Origin of the sequence: Gordonia sp. 'Campus', from assembly GCF_022206305.1 — a bacterium.
In the GTDB taxonomy this organism is placed as follows: domain Bacteria; phylum Actinomycetota; class Actinomycetes; order Mycobacteriales; family Mycobacteriaceae; genus Gordonia.
On sequence record NZ_JAKOIW010000016.1, the window covers coordinates 20,302 to 36,455 of the forward strand.

Consider the following 16,154-nt stretch of genomic DNA (forward strand, 5'->3'; position numbering starts at 1 on the left):
GCCCGGGGCTACCGCCGGTGTTGCGCGGCCGCGGCGTCGGCTTCCGCGCGGTAGTTCCGCGGCCACGCCTTGCCCAGGGTGAGACCGCCGTCGACGATCATGTTCTGTCCGGTGATGAAGGAGGCGTCGTCGGAGACGAGATAGCCGATGGCACCGGCGATGTCGTCTCCCTCACCCGCCCGGGGGACGGGTTGGAACGATGCGAGCCCCCGGCGTACGGTCTCGATGCTGGCGTCCAGGTCGTCACCGTCCAATCCCGCACCGCTGCCGACGATCCGGGTGGCGACGCCACCCGGGGTCACCGCGTTGACGCGGATACCGAACTCGGCCAGTTCGCGCGCCGCGGTGCGGGTCAGCGCGAGAACCGCGGCCTTCGCGGCGCCGTACGGATGGGGGCCGAACCCCGTACGCAACCCGGCCACCGACGAGACGTTCACGATGGTGCCGAATCCCTGGTAGCGCATGACACGCGAGGCATGTTTGGTGCCGAAGAACGCGCTGCGTGCGAGCACGGCGAACGCCGAATCCCAGTCCTCGGCGGACGTGTCGGCGATGTAGGTCCAGTTGCCGACCCGGCCGGCGTTGTTGATCATCGCGTCCAGACGGCCGAAGCGGGTGGTGGCCTCCTGAACCGCTGCAGCGACATCGTCTTCGTCGGTCACGTCGGCGTGGATGTGGACCGCGCGGTCGCCGAGAGCGGCCGCGACGGCCACGGCGCGCTCGTCATCGATGTCGGCCACCACCACTCGCGCGCCCCGGGCTGCCAGCAGGCCGCAGGTGGCTGCGCCGATCCCGCTGGCGCCGCCGGTCACCACGGCGACCTTTCCGTCGAGTCCGTTCATGGCGTTGGCCCTTTCCGCGAGTGCTCCGTGGTCTTCGATCTTGAGGAATTAATCTAAAGACATTAGCCTGAATTCGAGACGCGCACCACGGAATCGGGCGCGCCGCGAACGCGAGGAGAATGCCGCATGCCGGATGCGATCGTGACCGAGAGGCCCCGCCCGGGCGTTCTGCTGATTCGGCTCGACCGGCCGGACGCGTTGAACGCGATGAATGCTCGGTTGGTCGAGTCCTTGCACGAGGTGCTTGCGGAGGTGCGCCACGACTCCGAGACGCGCGCGATCGTGCTCACCGGAAACGGCCGGGCCTTTTGCGCCGGGATCGATCTGCGCGGTTATGGCGAACCACCCGGCGCGCGAGAAGGCGAGGGACGGGCGCAGGCCGGCATGCGGGTGCAACAACACATCGCCTCACTGATGGAGGCGTTCCGTGGGGCTCGGCCACCGGTGATCGCCGCTGTCAACGGGGCCGCCGCCGGCGGAGGGATGGCCCTGGCGCTGATGGCCGACGTCCGGATCATGTCCGACACGGCATCCATGCATGCCTCGTTCATCAACCGCGGGCAGTCGAGTTGCGACATCGGGGTGAGCTGGTTGCTCCCCAGGATGATCGGGTTCGCCCGGGCCGCCGAGATCATGCTCACCGGGCGGCCGGTGGACGCCGCCGAATGCGAGCGTGTGGGCATCGTCTCGAGATCGGTTCCGTCCGAACAGATCGTGGACGAAGCCATCGGCATCGCGGAGAACGTCGCGCGGAACAGTCCATTCGGGGTGTGGATGACCAAGGAAGTGATGTGGTCGAACCGAGTCTCCGCGCGGCGATGGACCTGGAGAACCGGACGCAGATCCTGGCGGCGATGACCAGAGACCATCGCGAGGCGGTCCTGTCATTTCTCGAGAAACGGCCTGCGGTCTACCGGAATCACTGAGCAGTCATCCCTGCCGGAGTCACTGGGCGACAACGGTATCGGCGAGAAGTAGCAGAGAGGCAGTGGTGGCATGAAGGTCGGTGTGATGGCCGGGTACTGGGGAGCGGGACCGCCGCGGCGGATCGAGCAGACGCTCGCCGAGGCCGAGGCGCTCGGCGTGGACAGCTTCTGGACCGCGGAATCCTATGGCTCCGATGCTCTGACGCCACTGGCGTGGTGGGGCTCGCGGACGTCGACCATCGCGCTCGGCACCTCCGTGTGCCAGATGGCCGCGCGCACGCCCACCGCGCTGGCGATGGCGGCGCAGACGATCGACCATCTGAGCGGCGGACGGCTCATCCTCGGCATCGGGGCGTCGGGGCCACAGGTCGTCGAAGGATGGTACGGCGCACCGTATCCGCGCCCACTGGAGCGCACGCGTGAGTATGTGTCGATAATGCGTGCGGTGTGGGCGAGGGACGAGCCGGTCACGTTCGACGGCAGGCACTTTCAACTGCCGTTGGACGGGGGCACCGGATTGGGGAAGCCGTTGAAGTCGATCGTGCACCCGCTCCGGGCCGACATCCCGGTGTACATGGGTGCCGAGGGGCCGAAGAACGTGGCCCTCGCCGCGGAGATCGCCGACGGTTGGACACCGCTGTGGTTCTCGCCGAAGACCGATGAGTTCTACCGTGCCGCGCTGGCGGACGGGTTCGCCCGCGAGAGCGCGCGCCGGACGGCCGACGACTTCGAGATCGCCAACGTGTGCTGGCTCGCGGAGGACGACGACGTCGAACGGGCGGCCGCGCGGCTGAAGCCCGTGGTGGCGCTCTATGCCGGGGGTATGGGCGCCAAGGGGGCGAACTTCCACAATGACGTCTTCGTCCGCATGGGATGGGGAGAGGCGTGCGCCGAGATCCAGTCGCTCTACCTGACCGGCCGCGCCGATCTCGCCGCCCAGGCGGTCCCCACCGCCATGGTCGAGGACGTCGCGCTGGTGGGGCCGGTCGACAAGATCTGTGAGGACATCGTGACCAGATGGAAGCCGACCTGTCTGACGACGTTGATCCTGGGCGGTTGGCCGCGTCGCGAAGAGTCGAGACACCGGATTCTCGAGGCCATCCGGGCCTGAGGTCGGTCAAGCTTCTGCCCTCCCTGATCCGGTTGCATCACAACGCAACTGCTTCCTGAGGTGTGATGGCGACCAGCCACGAACCAACTGCTGCTCTCGGATCGGGGAGCGATGGCTGAGATTTCCCGGTTCGGCACAAAACGAACGACGTTAGATTAAAGTTCGCAGGGTCACTGTCCTTTTCGGGCGCAATGCCCGGTACCGAAGGCGAAGGATCTCATGAGTCAGACCACATCATCGGCGAGCCGGGACAGTTCCCCGGCGACGCCACCCACCACGCCCGATATGTCGAAGAAGGCCGGCCGGGCGGCGTTCGTCGGGACATTGTTGGAGTACTACGATTTCAGTCTCTATGCGTCCGCGGCATCGGTGGTGTTCGCGAGTGTGTTCTTCTCTGGATCGAGTCCGTTCCTCGGCACCCTGCAGGCGGTGGGGACGTTCGCCATCGGTTTCGTCGTGCGTCCCGTCGGCGGTGTGATCCTGGGCAGCCTCGGAGACCGATACGGGCGCAAGCGCATCCTGGTCCTCACGCTCGTCCTGATGGGCGCGGCGACCATGCTGGTCGGTGTGCTGCCGAGCCACGGCCAGATCGGCTGGCTCGCTCCGTTGATGCTGGTGATCCTGCGGGTCGTCCAAGGTATCGGGGCCAGCGCCGAGTACGGCGGCGCGACCCTTGTCGCCGTCGAATTCGCGCCGCAGCGCAAGCGCGGCCTGCTCGGGTCGTTGCCCGGTATGGGCGCGGCGCTCGGCGGTGTGCTGGGAACGAGTGCGCTGCTGCTCTGCTCGACGGTCATGTCCGAGGATGTGTTCATGAGCTGGGGCTGGCGTATTCCGTTCCTGTGCAGCGGTTTCATCCTCGCGTACGGGTTGTGGTTGCGACGTTCGCTGCCCGAGACGCCGGAGTTCCATCGGATCGAGGACACCGGCGGGCCGGCACGCACCCCCGTCCGTGACGTCATCAACCAGCAGCCGATGGCGCTGCTCGTGGTGATGGTGATGGCCATCGGGATGACCGGCATCGGCTACTTTTACCTCGTGTTCATGGGCACCTTCGGTGCCAATCAGCTCGGGCTGGGTAGTACCGACATCTTGATCGGTCTGATCGCCGCGCAGGTGGCGAATGCGTTGCTGATCCCGGTGTTCGGGGGACTGTCCGATCGTGTGGGCCGGCGGGTCATCATCATGGGCGGGTTCGTCTACAGCGCGGTGTTCGCATGGCCCGCGTTCTGGTTGCTCTCCGAGTACGGGTCCTCGGCCGTGTTCTGGCTCGTTCTCGCCCTGGGCAACGGTCTGGGCGTGGGCATGGTCTTCGGGCCGATGGGTGCCTATGTGACCGAGTTGTTCCGGTCTCGGCATGTGTTCAGCGGACTGGGGCTCGGCCGGGAAGCCGGAAACGCGCTCGGCGCCGCGATCGTGCCGCTCGTCGCGGTGCCGCTCGCCTTCGACGACACGACCGTGTGGCTCAGTGTGTTGCTGTGCGCCATAGCCCTTCTCGGCCTGGGGGCGGCATGGTTGTCCCGCGTCGGCCCGGAGGTGGGCGCCGACGCGGTCCTCACATCCGGAGATCCTGGTCGAGGAACTCGATGAGTCCTTCGCTGAGGACGTCGTTGTCGTCGCCGCTGACCATGTGTCCGGCGCCGCCGACATCGATCTGACGGGCGGTCGGGATCAACCGGAGGAGGTCGCGTGCGTCTTCCGGACTGACCACGTCGGATTGCGCTCCCCGGATCAGCAGCGTGGGCACGGTGATCGCCCGCGCTGCTGTCCGCGCCTGCTCCTCCCGAACGCCGGCCTGCTCGGGGCTGTTGGACCGGTCCGCCATCATCCGCGGGTCCCAGTGCCAGTACCACCGCCCGTCGCGTCGTCGCAGATTCTTGCGCAGTCCGTCCGGACGCGGGGGCCGGCGTCGGTGCGGGTTGTAGGCGGCGACCGCCGCGGCGGCGGCGTCCAGCGAGTCGAAGCCCGCCAGGCCGTCCCGCATGAAGGTCGAGATCTTCTCCAGGCCCTCCGGTTCGGCGCTCGGCGTGATGTCGACCAGGACGAGACCGCGGGCGAGCGTCGGGTCGGCGCCCTGCGCGATCAGCGAGGCCATGCCCCCGAGCGAGGCGCCGATGAGGACCGGGCGCGTGTCCAGCGACGCAACGACCGCTGCCAGGTCCCGGGCGTGCGCGGCGATCGAGTAGTCACCGTCCGCCGCCCAGTCGCTGTCCCCGTGGCCCCGGGCGTCGATCGTCATCGCGGTCCAGCCGTGTTCGGCGAGCCGTTGTCCGGTGCGCTGCCACGAATGCCGCGTCTGACCGCCGCCGTGCAGGAGGAGCGCGGTCCCGGTTGAGGGTTGCGCCGTCGGATCCCAACGATCGGCCGCCAGGGTGACGCCGTCCCCGCGTAGGCGGATGGCGCTGGTGGTGTCGGACATGGTCGTTCCCTCCGTCGATGATGCACGCATCAAACTAACGGTATAAGTTTTGTGGACATACGACAACGGAAGGGGCTCCAGGGGTGAACCGTCCCGAAGGCACCGCGGCGTCGAACCGCTGGGCGGTCGCGGCCCTCTGCTTCGCCGTGACGACGATGTCCGTCCTACAAGCCGCGGTCGTTCCGGTGATCCCGACGATGTCGACGCAACTGGGGGTCGGACCCGCCGAGATCGGATGGGTCCTGACCGCCAATCTGCTCTCGGCGGCGATCTGTACGCCGGTGCTCAGCAAGCTCGCGGACCGCCGCGGGGGACGACGCGTCCTGATCGCCATCCTCGTCGTGGTCGTCCTCGGTTCCGTGCTGTGCGTAGTGGCCGCGAACCTGCCGCTGCTCGTGATCGGGCGCGTCCTGCAGGGCTCGGCGTTCGCCATCTTCCCGATCGGCGTCGCGGTGCTCCGCGAGACCTCGGACCACCGCAAACTCGCGCACGCCATCGGGCTGATGTCGGGGATGATGGCGGGCGGCGCGGGGCTGGGGATGGTGGCCGCCGGCGTGTTGGTCGCGGGCGACGGGCCCTACCAGCGGGTCTTCTGGATGTTGCTGGCGCTGAGCGTCCTCGCGCTCGGCTGGGTGTCCGTTGCGGTCCCTACGACGCCGGGCGCGGCAGTGCCGGGCCCCGGGGCCGACGTGGCCGGTGTGCTCCTGCTCGCGATCGGCCTCTGCGCGGTGTTGCTGGCACTCGCCGAAGGCCCGCGCCGATCGGTCGGGCTCGCCGTCGGAGTCGGTCTCGGAGGCCTGGCGTGCCTCGGGCTCTGGTGTCTCCACGAGCGCCGGGCCGGTGCGCCCCTGGTGCCGCCCAGCGCGCTGGCCGGACGGCGGGTGACTCCCGCGCACATCGCCGCGGCGCTCGTGGGAGCCGCGATGTACTTCCAGTTCCTCGGTATCGCGCAGTTCGTCCAGGCAGAACCGGATGTCGCCGGTTACGGTTTCGGGGCGAGTGTGCTGGCGGCGAGTGTGGTGTTCCTGCTCCCCGGCGCCGGCGCCGGGTTCGTCGCCGCCGCGGTGAGTGGGCGACTCATCCACCGGTTTCGCGGAGACCGGATCCTCGCGGCGATGTGCGTCATCGGTGTGATCGCGTTCGTGCTCCTCGTCCTCGCCCGCGACCGGCCGTGGCAGCTGATCGTCGCGGCCGTCGTGGTCAATGTCTTCGTCAGTGGCTCCTACGCGGCACTGCCGTCCTTGTTGACCGACGCGGTACCGGCGGCGGACACGGCGGTTGCCAATGGTGTGAACGCGATCGCGCGGATCGTCGGCAGCTCGATCGCGAGCGCGACGGTGGCCTCCCTCTTCGCGACCCTCACGGTCACGGGCGGAGCCCACCCGTCGGAGACGGCGTACGGCCTGGTCTTCGCACTCGGTGGCGCCGCCGCCGGAGCCGCAGGCGTCGTCGGTCTGATGTCTCGTCCAGGACGGAAGGGTGTCGAGGCCGCGGCGACCGCTGCGATACATCGGACAGAAGGTGTCAGTTGTTGACCTAATGCCGTTCGGTTATTAAGCTGTGCTGTGATCCGCTTCACAGGCGGCGCAGTGGTGTGGTCCGCGCTGGTCCGCCGCGATTTTCTCGAGGAGAACTGCCTTTCATGACAATCACAGAACAAGCCACCGATCCACTCGCCACCGTGGCCGATCGCGACCAGGTGTTCATCGGCGGCCGGTGGGTCGACTCGTCGGGTGACGAGTGGATCGAAGTCGTCGATTCGTACTTCGAGCGCACCGCCGCACGCGTACGGGCCGCGACTGCCGACGACATGGCACGCGCGGTCGAGGCGGCGCGGACCTCGTTCGATGAGGGGACGTGGGCGCGCATGCCGATCGCCGAGCGGGCCGCGGTCATCGACACCATCGCCGACCGGTTGGAGGCACGGGTTGCCGAGCTGACCACGCTGGGGATCGTCGAGGTCGGCGTGCCGGTTCCGGTGAGCGCGATGACGCAGCAGATGACGGTGGGGCTGTTCCGCGCGGTCGCCGAGGAGGCCCGGAAGGTGAACCTGCGCGAGGATCGGACGCGCGCCGACGGCGGGATCTCGCGCATCCTCAAGGAGCCGAGCGGAGTGGTCGCCGCGATCATCCCGTGGAACGGACCCATCGGCACGATTGCGTTCAAGGTGATCCCGGCACTGGCGGCGGGTTGTTCGGTAGTGCTCAAGACCTCGCCGGAAGCCCCGCTGTCCCCGTCCGTGTTCGCCGACGTGGTCGGTGAACTCGTCGACGAGGGCGTAGTCCCCGAGGGCGTCCTCAGCGTCCTCGTCGCCGACCGCGAGGTCTCCGAATTGCTCGTCACCGACCCGCGGGTCGATCACATCACCTTCACCGGGAGCACCGCGACCGGTCGCCGGATCATGAACCTCGCCGGCGATCGGGTCGCGAAGGTCTCCCTGGAACTCGGCGGCAAGTCGGCGGCCATCATCCTCGACGACGCCGACCTGAACACGGTCATGCAGAACCTGCCGATGGCCGGGTGCCTACAGTCCGGCCAGGCCTGTATCGCCCTGACCCGCGTCCTGGTCTCGGCTGCGCGACACGACGAGGTCGTCGAGGCCTACAAAGCGGCGCTCGGCATGATCCCCATCGGAAACCCCTGGGAGGAAACGAATTTCCTCGGACCGTTGACCTCGGCGCGTCAGCGCGACCGCGTGGAGGGTTACATCGAGGCGGCGCGCAAGGAGGGCGCCGAGATCGTCCATGGGGGTGGCCGCGTCGGCGACCAGGGCTTCTTCGTGCAACCGACCCTTGTCGACAACGTACGCAACGACATGACCATCGCGCAGGAAGAAGTCTTCGGTCCGGTGATCTCGATCATCACCTATGAAGACGAGGACGATGCCGTGGCCATCGCCAACGACTCCGAGTACGGCCTCTCGGGTGCGGTGTTCACGTCCGACATCGAACACGGATTCGAAGTGGCGCAACGTATTAGGACCGGAACGGTGAACGTGAACGCGTCCGTCATCGACTTCACGCTGCCGTTCGGTGGCTACAAACAGTCCGGTGTCGGACGTGAAGGGGGCCCCGAAGGGCTCGACGAGTTCTTCGAACTCAAGACGGTCCATCTCCCGGCGCCCCAGCCGGAGGCCTAGTAGCAAACCCTCCCGCATGCCGAAACGGCGTGGCGCCTGCCACGCCGTTTCGGCATGCCTGCTATCCGCCGGGTCTTCGCGAGAGGCGATCGGTCTCCGTAAAGCATTGTCACAAAACCGTTCTCGAAACTCCGAGCTGCTGACAAATATCGCTTGACGTCTCATGTCTTTCGGCTTACGGTGGGGACCGAAGGTGGCGGGCGTCACATCAGCGAGATGTTCTTCTCGGGCACCTCATCCCCGGATCCGGCGGTATCGCGTTGTCCGCGAATGCCTTTAGACAGATGCCGGTCCGTTCAACGAGAGCAAGGAATCGAAAGTCATGAAGCTTGAAGGCAAGGTAGCGCTGATCACCGGCGCGGGTTCCGGACTCGGCAGGCAGTCCTCGCAGCTCTTCGCGGGCGAAGGCGCGAAGATCGCGGTGGTCGACATCGACGCCGATCGTGCCGAGCAGACCGCGAAACTGGTCGAGCAGCAGGGTGGCGATGCCATCGCCATCACCGCCGACGTCGCGGACAAGTCCGCGATCACCGCCGCGGTCGATCAGACCGTCGAGCACTACGGCAAGCTCGACATCGCTTGGGCGAACGCCGGAGTCGTCTCCCGCGGCGGTGTGCCCAGCGTCGCCGGCGGCGAGCAGGTCGACTTCGAGGACCTGACCGAGGAGGACTGGAACAACGTCCTCGGCGTGAACCTGAGTGGCGTGATCTTCACCGCGCAGGCTGCGGTTCCCGCGCTCAAGCGCAACGGTGGCGGCACGATCATCGCCACCTCGTCGGCGGCTTCGTTCGTCGCCTACCACCAGATCGCGCTGTACTCGGCGACCAAGGCCGGGGTCAACGGTCTGGTCCGGGGCCTCAGTCTCGATCTGGGTCCCTACGGCATTCGCGTCAACGGCATCGCGCCGGTCCATGGCATGTCGCCGAACTTCCTGATGCCTGCCGGCTCGCCGGTCGTCGGGCAATCGTACGAAGAGGTCGCCGGCCCGTGGGATCCGTACGTGTCGCCGATCCCGCTGAAGCGCAATCGCCCCCCGTCACTGGTCGACAACGCGAAGATCGCCCTGTTCCTCGCGTCGGATGACTCGGCCTACATGTCCGGTCAGGTGATCGGCTCGGCCGACGGCGGAACGCTCTCACGCGTGGGCATGTGGTTCCCGGAGGACCTCGACCAGAAGAACCCGAACGCCTAGTCATGTCCCCCCAGCCCAGCACCCTCACCGTGGATCGCGTGGCGTGCGCCGGGCATGGCCTCTGCTACGGGGTCGCCCCCGATCTGATTGATGCCGACGATCAGGGCGACCCCGTGGTGCCCGACCGCCCTCTCGAGCAGGACGAAGCAGCCCTGGCCAGAGATGCCGTCGCCATGTGTCCAGAACGCGCACTGGCGCTGCAGACCATCGAACCCACCACACCCAAGGACTAGTGATGACAACTACGGAACGGTCCCGCGAGGATGTCACCGTCGACTTCGACGTGTACGACCAGTCCATCGCAGCCCCGATCGATCGATTCCAAGAACGTGCGGCAGAACTCGCCGCGAAGGGTCCTGTCGTGTACTCGCCTCTGTACGGCGGGCACTGGATCGTCACGCGCTACAACGAGATCCATGAGGTCTTGCGTGACGCGGAGACCTTCTCCAGCTACCCCAACAACCTCGTGACCAACGAGGCCTTCGGGAAGTTCATCCCGATCGAGCTCGATCCCCCGGAGCACACGGGTTATCGCAAAGCGTTGCAGCCCCTGTTCGGTCCGGCGCGGATGAAGAAGCTGACGGATGAGATCCGGGGCGTGGTCAACGACCTGCTCGACGGTTTCGCCGCGAGAGGCGAGGCCGAGTACATCTCCGCGTTCGCCCATGAGCTACCGGCCCGGATCTTCCTGGCGCTCATGGATTGGCCCATCGAGGACGCGCCGCTGTTCACCGAGGCGACCGACGTCGTCCTGTTCGGCAAGCCCGGCGGCACCGAGGAGGAATCCCTCGAGGCGCGCGGCATCGCCGGCATGCAGATGCTCGGCTACTTCCAGAAGATGGTCGACGAGCGGCGCGCCAACCCGGGTGACGACGTCACCTCGCAGCTCATCCACACCGAGGTGGAGATGCAGGACGGGCTGCGTCTGCTCACCGACGAAGAGCTCAATCGCATGTTCTTCCTCCTGCTCATCGCGGGACTGCACACGGTGCAGGGCTCGCTCGCCTGGGCGATCGTCCACCTGGTGAACAATCCGGATCAGCGTCAGGGCATCATCGACGACCCGGACATGATCCCGACCGCTGTCGAGGAGATCCTGCGCATCGAGGCCGCCGTCGTTCCCGGACGCCGCGCGACCCGCGACGTCGAACTGGGCGGGGTGACGATTGCCGAGGGTGAACAGCTCATCCTGATGCTGTGCTCGGCCAATCGTGACGGGGACGAGTTCGACGATCCGGAGGCGCTGGACCTGACCCGCAAGCCGAACCGTCACCTGGCCTTCGGCGGAGGCGCGCACCGCTGTCTGGGTTCGCACCTGGCGCGGATCGAGCTGACGATCGCTCTCGAAGAACTGCATCGGCGCATCCCGGACTATGAACTCGTCGAGTCCGATCCGCCGGTGTTCCATGCCAGCCAGGTCCGCGGGTGCGTGCGGATGCCGATCCGGTTCACGCCCGAGTCCTGACCGGCCGGTGGTGTGCCGGCCACCGAATCGGCCGGTGCGGCGGGTTGCCTCTCACCTCCCCGCCGCACCGGCTCACCATCGGATCGCGTCCGCTGATTGCCGGTTAAAACTTATTCCTGTAGGTTTAAGGAGTGTCGCCCCGGCCCGGGCGAGCACTGTCCCACTCGCAACAACCGCTCCATCACGGAGGGAATCATGACCACTTCGCTTCCCCGTCAGGATCGAATCCGTCGCGCGCTCGAGCATCTGCGCAACGAGACGACCGACGAGTTCGACGACATCGTGCAGTTCGAACCCGACGAGTTCACCGACCCGGTGCTCGCCAAGGACGAGCGCGACCACATCTTCGGCCGCGTGCCGTCGATCGTCGCGCACGGAAGCGAGATCTCGCGGCCGAACGACTTCGTCACGGTGCAGATGCCGCGCAACAACATCATCGTCGTGCGGCAGAAGGACGGCAGTGTCCGGTCTTTCGTGAACCTGTGCCGTCACCGCGGGGCGATGTTGGAGCAGAGCGAGAAGGGGCGCTGCCGCATCTTCTCGTGTGGCTACCACCGGTGGTCATACGATCCGGACGGTTCGCTCCGGACGATCACCCGCGACTCGACCTTCGGCGAGGTGGACCGTAAAGAGCACGGCCTCATCGAGATCCCCACCGAAGAGCGCCACGGATTCATCTGGGTCGTGGACAACGCGCATGCGGAGATCGACGTGGCGTCGTGGCTGGGTCCCGACATCGATCCGATGCTCGCCGAGTACGAGATGGACAAGCTCGTGTGCTTTCGGGCCGGCGGATTCGACGAACCCACCAACTGGAAGATCATGCAGGACGCGTTCCTGGACGGCTACCACATCCAGTACGCACACCCGAACACCGCCGGGAAGATCATCCACACCAACGTGATGGCCTTCGAGGACTTCGGCCGACACTGCCGGTTCATCGCCCCGCGCAAGTCGATCGACCKTTTCCTCGAAGAAGATCCCGGCGACATCCCACTCGACAAGTTCGTGACCGAGACGCACTTCCTGCTGCCCAACAGCACGTTGCTGCGTCAGCCGGACCATTTCCAGCTGCTGACCTTCCGGCCGCATCCCACCGACCCCACGAAGTCGCGGATGGAGCAGCGTCTCCTGGTGCCCAAGGTCGAGGACAGCGGCATGACGCCGGAGAAATGGGACCGGATCTGGAACAAGAACTGGGACATCCTGCTTGCCGTGCTGCATCAGGAGGATTTCCCCCTGCTGCGCGACTCGCAGCGCGGTATGGGCAGCGCCGATGCCGGCGACATGCTGCTCGGGCGCAACGAGATCGCGAATCAGGTCTTCCGCCGGGAGACCAAGAAGCTCGTCGCGCAGGGACGCGCCGAACTGAACGCCTGACGAGGGGGCCGGGATCGGCGAAAGCCGGCCCCGGCCGTCACCGTCCGATTTATCCTATATGTGTTGGGCGGGTTCGGGATCCGCCGTGCCGCATCGAATTCAGTTGCCACAGAGAAGAAAGTACGAACATGACCGCAACCATCGGCAAGGCACTCGACTGGTGGGCCCGGACCAAGGGCAACACCACTGCCGTGGTGTTCTCCGGTTCGCAGATCTCCTACCGCGCGTTGCGTGACTGGAGCAGCCGTATCGCCCGTCTTCTCGTCGAGACCAGGGGAGTCGCGCCCGGGAACCGGGTCGGACTGCTCGGCCCGAATTCACTCGAGTGGCCTGCGGCCGCTCTCGGGGTGCTCAAGGCCGGTGGTGTGCTGGTGCCGCTGAACAGTCGCTATCGTCCCGCAGAACTGCGCAAGATCGCCGACGAAGCCGGAATCGACGTCGTCGTCGTCGCTCCCGGTTTCGAGCAACTCGCCGAGGACACCGCAGCGGTGGGGCGGCCGTTCGCGATCGTCTCGTATGCGGAGCTCGAAGACCTGCGGGACGGTGGAATCGACGACTACCGGGTGGATCTCGAACCCGATGAGCCGACGACGATCCTGTTCACGAGTGGGTCGACGGGTCTGTCCAAGGGGGTCGTCCTGACCAACCGGACGCTGATGTCGATCGTCTTGGAGAACACCCTCACCGAAGAGGGTTTCCGTCCGGGTACGACCACACTGCTCGTGCTGCCGCTCGCCTTCACCCCCGGTCTGGTGTACGGCCTCCTCATCACCACGGTTCTGGGTGGGACCTTGGTGGTGGAACCCGAGCTCAACCCCTCGAATGCCGTCACGCTTCTCGAAAAGCACACGGTCCAGGCAATTTTCGGTGTCCCACTCATCTTCGAGGCCATCTCCCGGGCACCGGAGTTCGCCGACGCCGACCTGTCTTCCCTGAAGACCGCCATCGTCGGAGGGGCGGCCGTGCCGGCGCAGCTCCTCAAGCGGTGGGCGGACAAGGGTGTCCTGCTGCGCCAGATCTACGGCATGACCGAAGCCGGCGGCGTGGCCACTGCGACGGTCCGCGAGGAGGCCTTGGAGTTCCCGGACCGCTGTGGCACCGGATCCATCTTCACCGAGGTCAAGGTCTTCAACTCCGACGACGAGCCTGCCGCGCCCGGGGAGGAGGGCGAGCTCGTGGTCCGCGGGCCGGGCGTGACCCCGGGTTATTGGAACGACGTAGAGACCACCGCGCAGGCCATCCGCGGCGGATGGTTGCACAGCGGCGATCTGGGCGTCGCCGACGAGGAGGGCCGGGTCAAGTTCGTGGACCGGCTCAAGGATCTGATCATCTCCGGCGGAATCAACATCTCGCCGGTGGAGCTGGAGATCGCGATCGGTGCCATCGACGGGGTCGAGGAGGTCGCGGTGATCGCCGCGCACGACGACAGGTTCGGCGAGACGCCGGCCGCGATCGTGACCGTGTCGCAGGACATGGACGCGACGACCATCGTCGAGCACTGCAAGCAGGTGCTGGCCGATTTCAAGGTTCCGCGCTACGTCGTCATCCGCCAGGACCCGCTGCCTCGGCTGCCCAGTGGCAAGATCGCCAAGACCGTCATCCGCGACGAGTACAAGGACGTCGACACCAGGTTCGATCGCATCCGCTGACCCACGCACCAGCAGACGAGGCCATCGCCCTCCCGGGCGTGGCCTCGTCTGTTGTCTGTTCATCGCGGTCCGTAGGATTTGCGTCCGTCCTGCTTTTGCAGATGGGTGGACACAGAACGAGATCTGTATCTTGTATCATTGCCTCAGGAGGTGGACATGGCGCGCAGGAAGACGGGCAACGTTCTCAGTGAGGATGTGGACGAGGCCCGCAAGCAGATCATGGTCGCCGCGGAGCGCGTGTTCCAACGGTACGGCGTCGCGAAGACGACGATGGACGACATCGGCAAGGAGGCCGGGGTCTCGCGCCCGACGGTCTACCGGTATTTCAAAGACCGTGACGCCCTCATGTCGGCCTTGATCGAGCGGCGATCCCGCCTGCTGTTCGACAAGGCCCGGAAGTACCTTCTCGAGCACGAGACATTCGCCGATCAGCTTGTCGAGGGGTTGATCTTTCTGGTCGAGCGAGGTCGCCGCGATCCGCTGATCCGGATCCTGGTGAGTCCGGAACACATGCAGTTGGCCGAATCGCTGGTCGGCAGTTCGGGTCTCGCGGCGCGGCTGACCGCGGAGATGTGGGACCCGATCATCGAGCGCGCGATGGACCGGGGCGAGATCCGGCGGGATCTCGACAAGGAGAAGATCGCCGAATGGATCGCACTGGTCCAGTTCATCCTCGTCGGCCGGTTGGATTTCGATCGACCCGACGATCCGCAGCATCGGGAGATGTTGCACAACTTCGTGCTTCCGGCGTTCCTGCCGACCGTCGTGCCCGCAGAGGTTCAGCAACAACGCTGAACGCGTGGGCTTGTCGCCGGACACGGATGGTGGCGTGTCCGGCGACAAGCGCGTCTAGCCGCGGATCAGATCGCGGTGGATGATCTCTTTCATGATCTCGTTGGTGCCGCCGTAGATCCGCTGGATACGCGCGTCGATGTAGGCTTTGGCGACCGGATACTCCATCATGTAGCCGTACCCGCCGTGCAGCTGCACTCCCGCATCGATGACCTTGTCCTGCAGGTCGGTGGCCCACAGTTTGGCCTTCGCGGCATCGACCGCGGTCAGCGTGCCCTTGTTGTACTCACGTACGCATCGGTCGATGTACGCCCGGGACACCTCGATCGCCGTACGCAGTTCGGCGAGGGTGAACCCGAGTCCCTGGAACTCGCCGACGGGCTTGCCGAAGGCCTTGCGCTCCTTGACATAGGTGAGGGTCCAGTCGAAGACCGCCTCCGCCGACACCTGTGCGGCGATACCGATCCCGAGCCGCTCCAGGGGCAGGCTCTGCATCAGGTAGGCGAACCCGGCGCCCTCGTCGCCGAGCAGGCTCGTGGCGGGTACGCGTACCTCGTCGAACGACAGCTCGGCGGTGTCCTGCGCGTGTAGCCCGACCTTGTCCAGCTTGCGGCCGCGCGTGAATCCCGGGGTCCCGTCTTCGACCACGAAAAGACTGAAGCCACGAGAGCCGGCATCTGCGTCGGTCTTGGCGAAGACGATCACGAGATCGGCGAGGATGCCGCTGGTGATGAAGGTCTTCGAACCGTTGATCACCCAGTCGGTGCCGTCGCGCCGCGCGGTGGTGGTGATCGCACGGAGGTCGCTGCCGGCCGCCGGCTCGGTCATCGCGATCGCGCCGATGGTGTCGCCGGTGACGAAACCCGGCACCCAGCGCTTCTTCTGCTCGTCGTCGGCGTGACGGAGCAGGTAGTTCAGCACGATGTCGTCGTTGGTGGAGAAGCCGGACTGCAGCGCGGAGGCGCCGACCCTCGCGATCTCGGTCTGGATGGCGACGCGGAAGCAGTAGTCCGTCTCACCGGGTCCGCCGTATTCCAGCGGCACCGACAGGCCGAGGATTCCCTGCGAGCCTGCCGCACGCCAGGTCTCGCGGTCGATCAGGCGGTCGGCATCCCACTTCTCCATCTTGGGGACGACGTGTTTGTTGACGAACGCGCGCACCGAATCCCGGAACAGCTCGTGGTCGGCGTCGAAGAGATCTGTCTGCATTGGTTCTCCTGTGGTGATGGGGCTGATCGGGGG

Annotated in this window: 13 protein-coding genes and 1 pseudogene; 11 read left to right on the forward strand and 3 right to left on the reverse strand. The window is 66.4% G+C overall.

The genetic code is table 11. From position 1 onward, the window contains the following. Positions 1–8: 8 nt before the first annotated feature. A complete protein-coding gene (locus MAY35_RS16660; RefSeq protein ID WP_238422425.1) occupies positions 9–842 on the reverse strand; it encodes a glucose 1-dehydrogenase in 834 nt (277 codons plus the stop codon). Positions 843–968: 126 nt separating this feature from the next. On the opposite strand from MAY35_RS16660, the pseudogene MAY35_RS16665 reads away from it, so the two are divergent. The 3 genes and pseudogenes from MAY35_RS16665 (at position 969) to MAY35_RS16675 (ending at position 4,466) form a co-directional block, all read left to right on the forward strand. Beyond that, positions 969–1,768, forward strand: a pseudogene (locus MAY35_RS16665) (enoyl-CoA hydratase/isomerase family protein). Between the two features lie 70 nt (positions 1,769–1,838). Continuing rightward, a complete protein-coding gene (locus tag MAY35_RS16670) occupies positions 1,839–2,879 on the forward strand; it encodes an LLM class F420-dependent oxidoreductase (protein WP_238422426.1) in 1,041 nt (346 codons plus the stop codon). Positions 2,880–3,098: 219 nt separating this feature from the next. Further along, positions 3,099–4,466, forward strand: coding sequence for an MFS transporter (locus MAY35_RS16675; RefSeq protein ID WP_238422427.1), 1,368 nt, complete (start codon positions 3,099–3,101; stop codon positions 4,464–4,466). On the opposite strand, the gene MAY35_RS16680 is transcribed toward MAY35_RS16675, so the two are convergent. Then, on the reverse strand, positions 4,432–5,295 hold the full coding sequence (locus tag MAY35_RS16680; RefSeq protein ID WP_238422428.1) for an alpha/beta fold hydrolase: 864 nt from the start codon (positions 5,293–5,295) through the stop codon (positions 4,432–4,434). The two genes, MAY35_RS16675 and MAY35_RS16680, sit on opposite strands and share 35 nt — an antisense overlap. Positions 5,296–5,378: 83 nt before the next feature. On the opposite strand from MAY35_RS16680, the gene MAY35_RS16685 reads away from it, so the two are divergent. From MAY35_RS16685 to MAY35_RS16720, 8 genes are all read left to right on the forward strand, one after another. Then, positions 5,379–6,830: an MFS transporter gene (locus tag MAY35_RS16685; protein ID WP_238422429.1), complete on the forward strand. Its 1,452-nt coding sequence runs from the start codon at positions 5,379–5,381 to the stop codon at positions 6,828–6,830. Between the two features lie 107 nt (positions 6,831–6,937). After that, positions 6,938–8,434, forward strand: coding sequence for an aldehyde dehydrogenase (locus tag MAY35_RS16690; RefSeq protein ID WP_238422430.1), 1,497 nt, complete (start codon positions 6,938–6,940; stop codon positions 8,432–8,434). 322 nt (positions 8,435–8,756) lie between these two features. After that, a complete protein-coding gene (locus MAY35_RS16695; RefSeq protein WP_238422431.1) occupies positions 8,757–9,626 on the forward strand; it encodes an SDR family NAD(P)-dependent oxidoreductase in 870 nt (289 codons plus the stop codon). A gap of 2 nt (positions 9,627–9,628) precedes the next feature. Further along, positions 9,629–9,859 carry a ferredoxin gene (locus MAY35_RS16700; protein WP_004019462.1) on the forward strand — a complete coding sequence of 77 codons (231 nt, stop codon included), beginning with the start codon at positions 9,629–9,631 and terminating at the stop codon, positions 9,857–9,859. 2 nt (positions 9,860–9,861) lie between these two features. Further along, positions 9,862–11,091, forward strand: a complete 1,230-nt coding sequence (locus tag MAY35_RS16705; RefSeq protein WP_238422432.1) for a cytochrome P450 — start codon at positions 9,862–9,864, stop codon at positions 11,089–11,091. Between the two features lie 195 nt (positions 11,092–11,286). Then, positions 11,287–12,471 carry an aromatic ring-hydroxylating dioxygenase subunit alpha gene (locus tag MAY35_RS16710; protein WP_238422433.1) on the forward strand — a complete coding sequence of 395 codons (1,185 nt, stop codon included), beginning with the start codon at positions 11,287–11,289 and terminating at the stop codon, positions 12,469–12,471. 128 nt (positions 12,472–12,599) lie between these two features. Next, positions 12,600–14,120, forward strand: a complete 1,521-nt coding sequence (locus MAY35_RS16715; protein ID WP_238422434.1) for a class I adenylate-forming enzyme family protein — start codon at positions 12,600–12,602, stop codon at positions 14,118–14,120. 156 nt (positions 14,121–14,276) lie between these two features. Next, a complete protein-coding gene (locus MAY35_RS16720; RefSeq protein WP_238422435.1) occupies positions 14,277–14,915 on the forward strand; it encodes a TetR/AcrR family transcriptional regulator in 639 nt (212 codons plus the stop codon). A gap of 54 nt (positions 14,916–14,969) precedes the next feature. Here the strand turns inward: MAY35_RS16720 and MAY35_RS16725 are convergent, their stop codons facing one another. Beyond that, positions 14,970–16,121, reverse strand: coding sequence for an acyl-CoA dehydrogenase family protein (locus tag MAY35_RS16725; RefSeq protein ID WP_238422436.1), 1,152 nt, complete (start codon positions 16,119–16,121; stop codon positions 14,970–14,972). Between the last annotated feature and the right edge of the window lie 33 nt (positions 16,122–16,154).

Excerpts from the sequence above, each read along its gene's own strand:
- MAY35_RS16660 (WP_238422425.1), bottom strand. The coding sequence starts at position 842 with ATGAACGGACTCGACGGAAAGGTCGCCGTGGTGACCGGCGGCGCCAGC.
- MAY35_RS16670 (WP_238422426.1), top strand. The coding sequence starts at position 1,839 with ATGAAGGTCGGTGTGATGGCCGGGTACTGGGGAGCGGGACCGCCGCGG.
- MAY35_RS16675 (WP_238422427.1), top strand. The coding sequence starts at position 3,099 with ATGAGTCAGACCACATCATCGGCGAGCCGGGACAGTTCCCCGGCGACG.
- MAY35_RS16680 (WP_238422428.1), bottom strand. The coding sequence starts at position 5,295 with ATGTCCGACACCACCAGCGCCATCCGCCTACGCGGGGACGGCGTCACC.
- MAY35_RS16690 (WP_238422430.1), top strand. The coding sequence starts at position 6,938 with ATGACAATCACAGAACAAGCCACCGATCCACTCGCCACCGTGGCCGAT.
- MAY35_RS16695 (WP_238422431.1), top strand. The coding sequence starts at position 8,757 with ATGAAGCTTGAAGGCAAGGTAGCGCTGATCACCGGCGCGGGTTCCGGA.
- MAY35_RS16700 (WP_004019462.1), top strand. The coding sequence starts at position 9,629 with ATGTCCCCCCAGCCCAGCACCCTCACCGTGGATCGCGTGGCGTGCGCC.
- MAY35_RS16705 (WP_238422432.1), top strand. The coding sequence starts at position 9,862 with ATGACAACTACGGAACGGTCCCGCGAGGATGTCACCGTCGACTTCGAC.
- MAY35_RS16715 (WP_238422434.1), top strand. The coding sequence starts at position 12,600 with ATGACCGCAACCATCGGCAAGGCACTCGACTGGTGGGCCCGGACCAAG.
- MAY35_RS16720 (WP_238422435.1), top strand. The coding sequence starts at position 14,277 with ATGGCGCGCAGGAAGACGGGCAACGTTCTCAGTGAGGATGTGGACGAG.
- MAY35_RS16725 (WP_238422436.1), bottom strand. The coding sequence starts at position 16,121 with ATGCAGACAGATCTCTTCGACGCCGACCACGAGCTGTTCCGGGATTCG.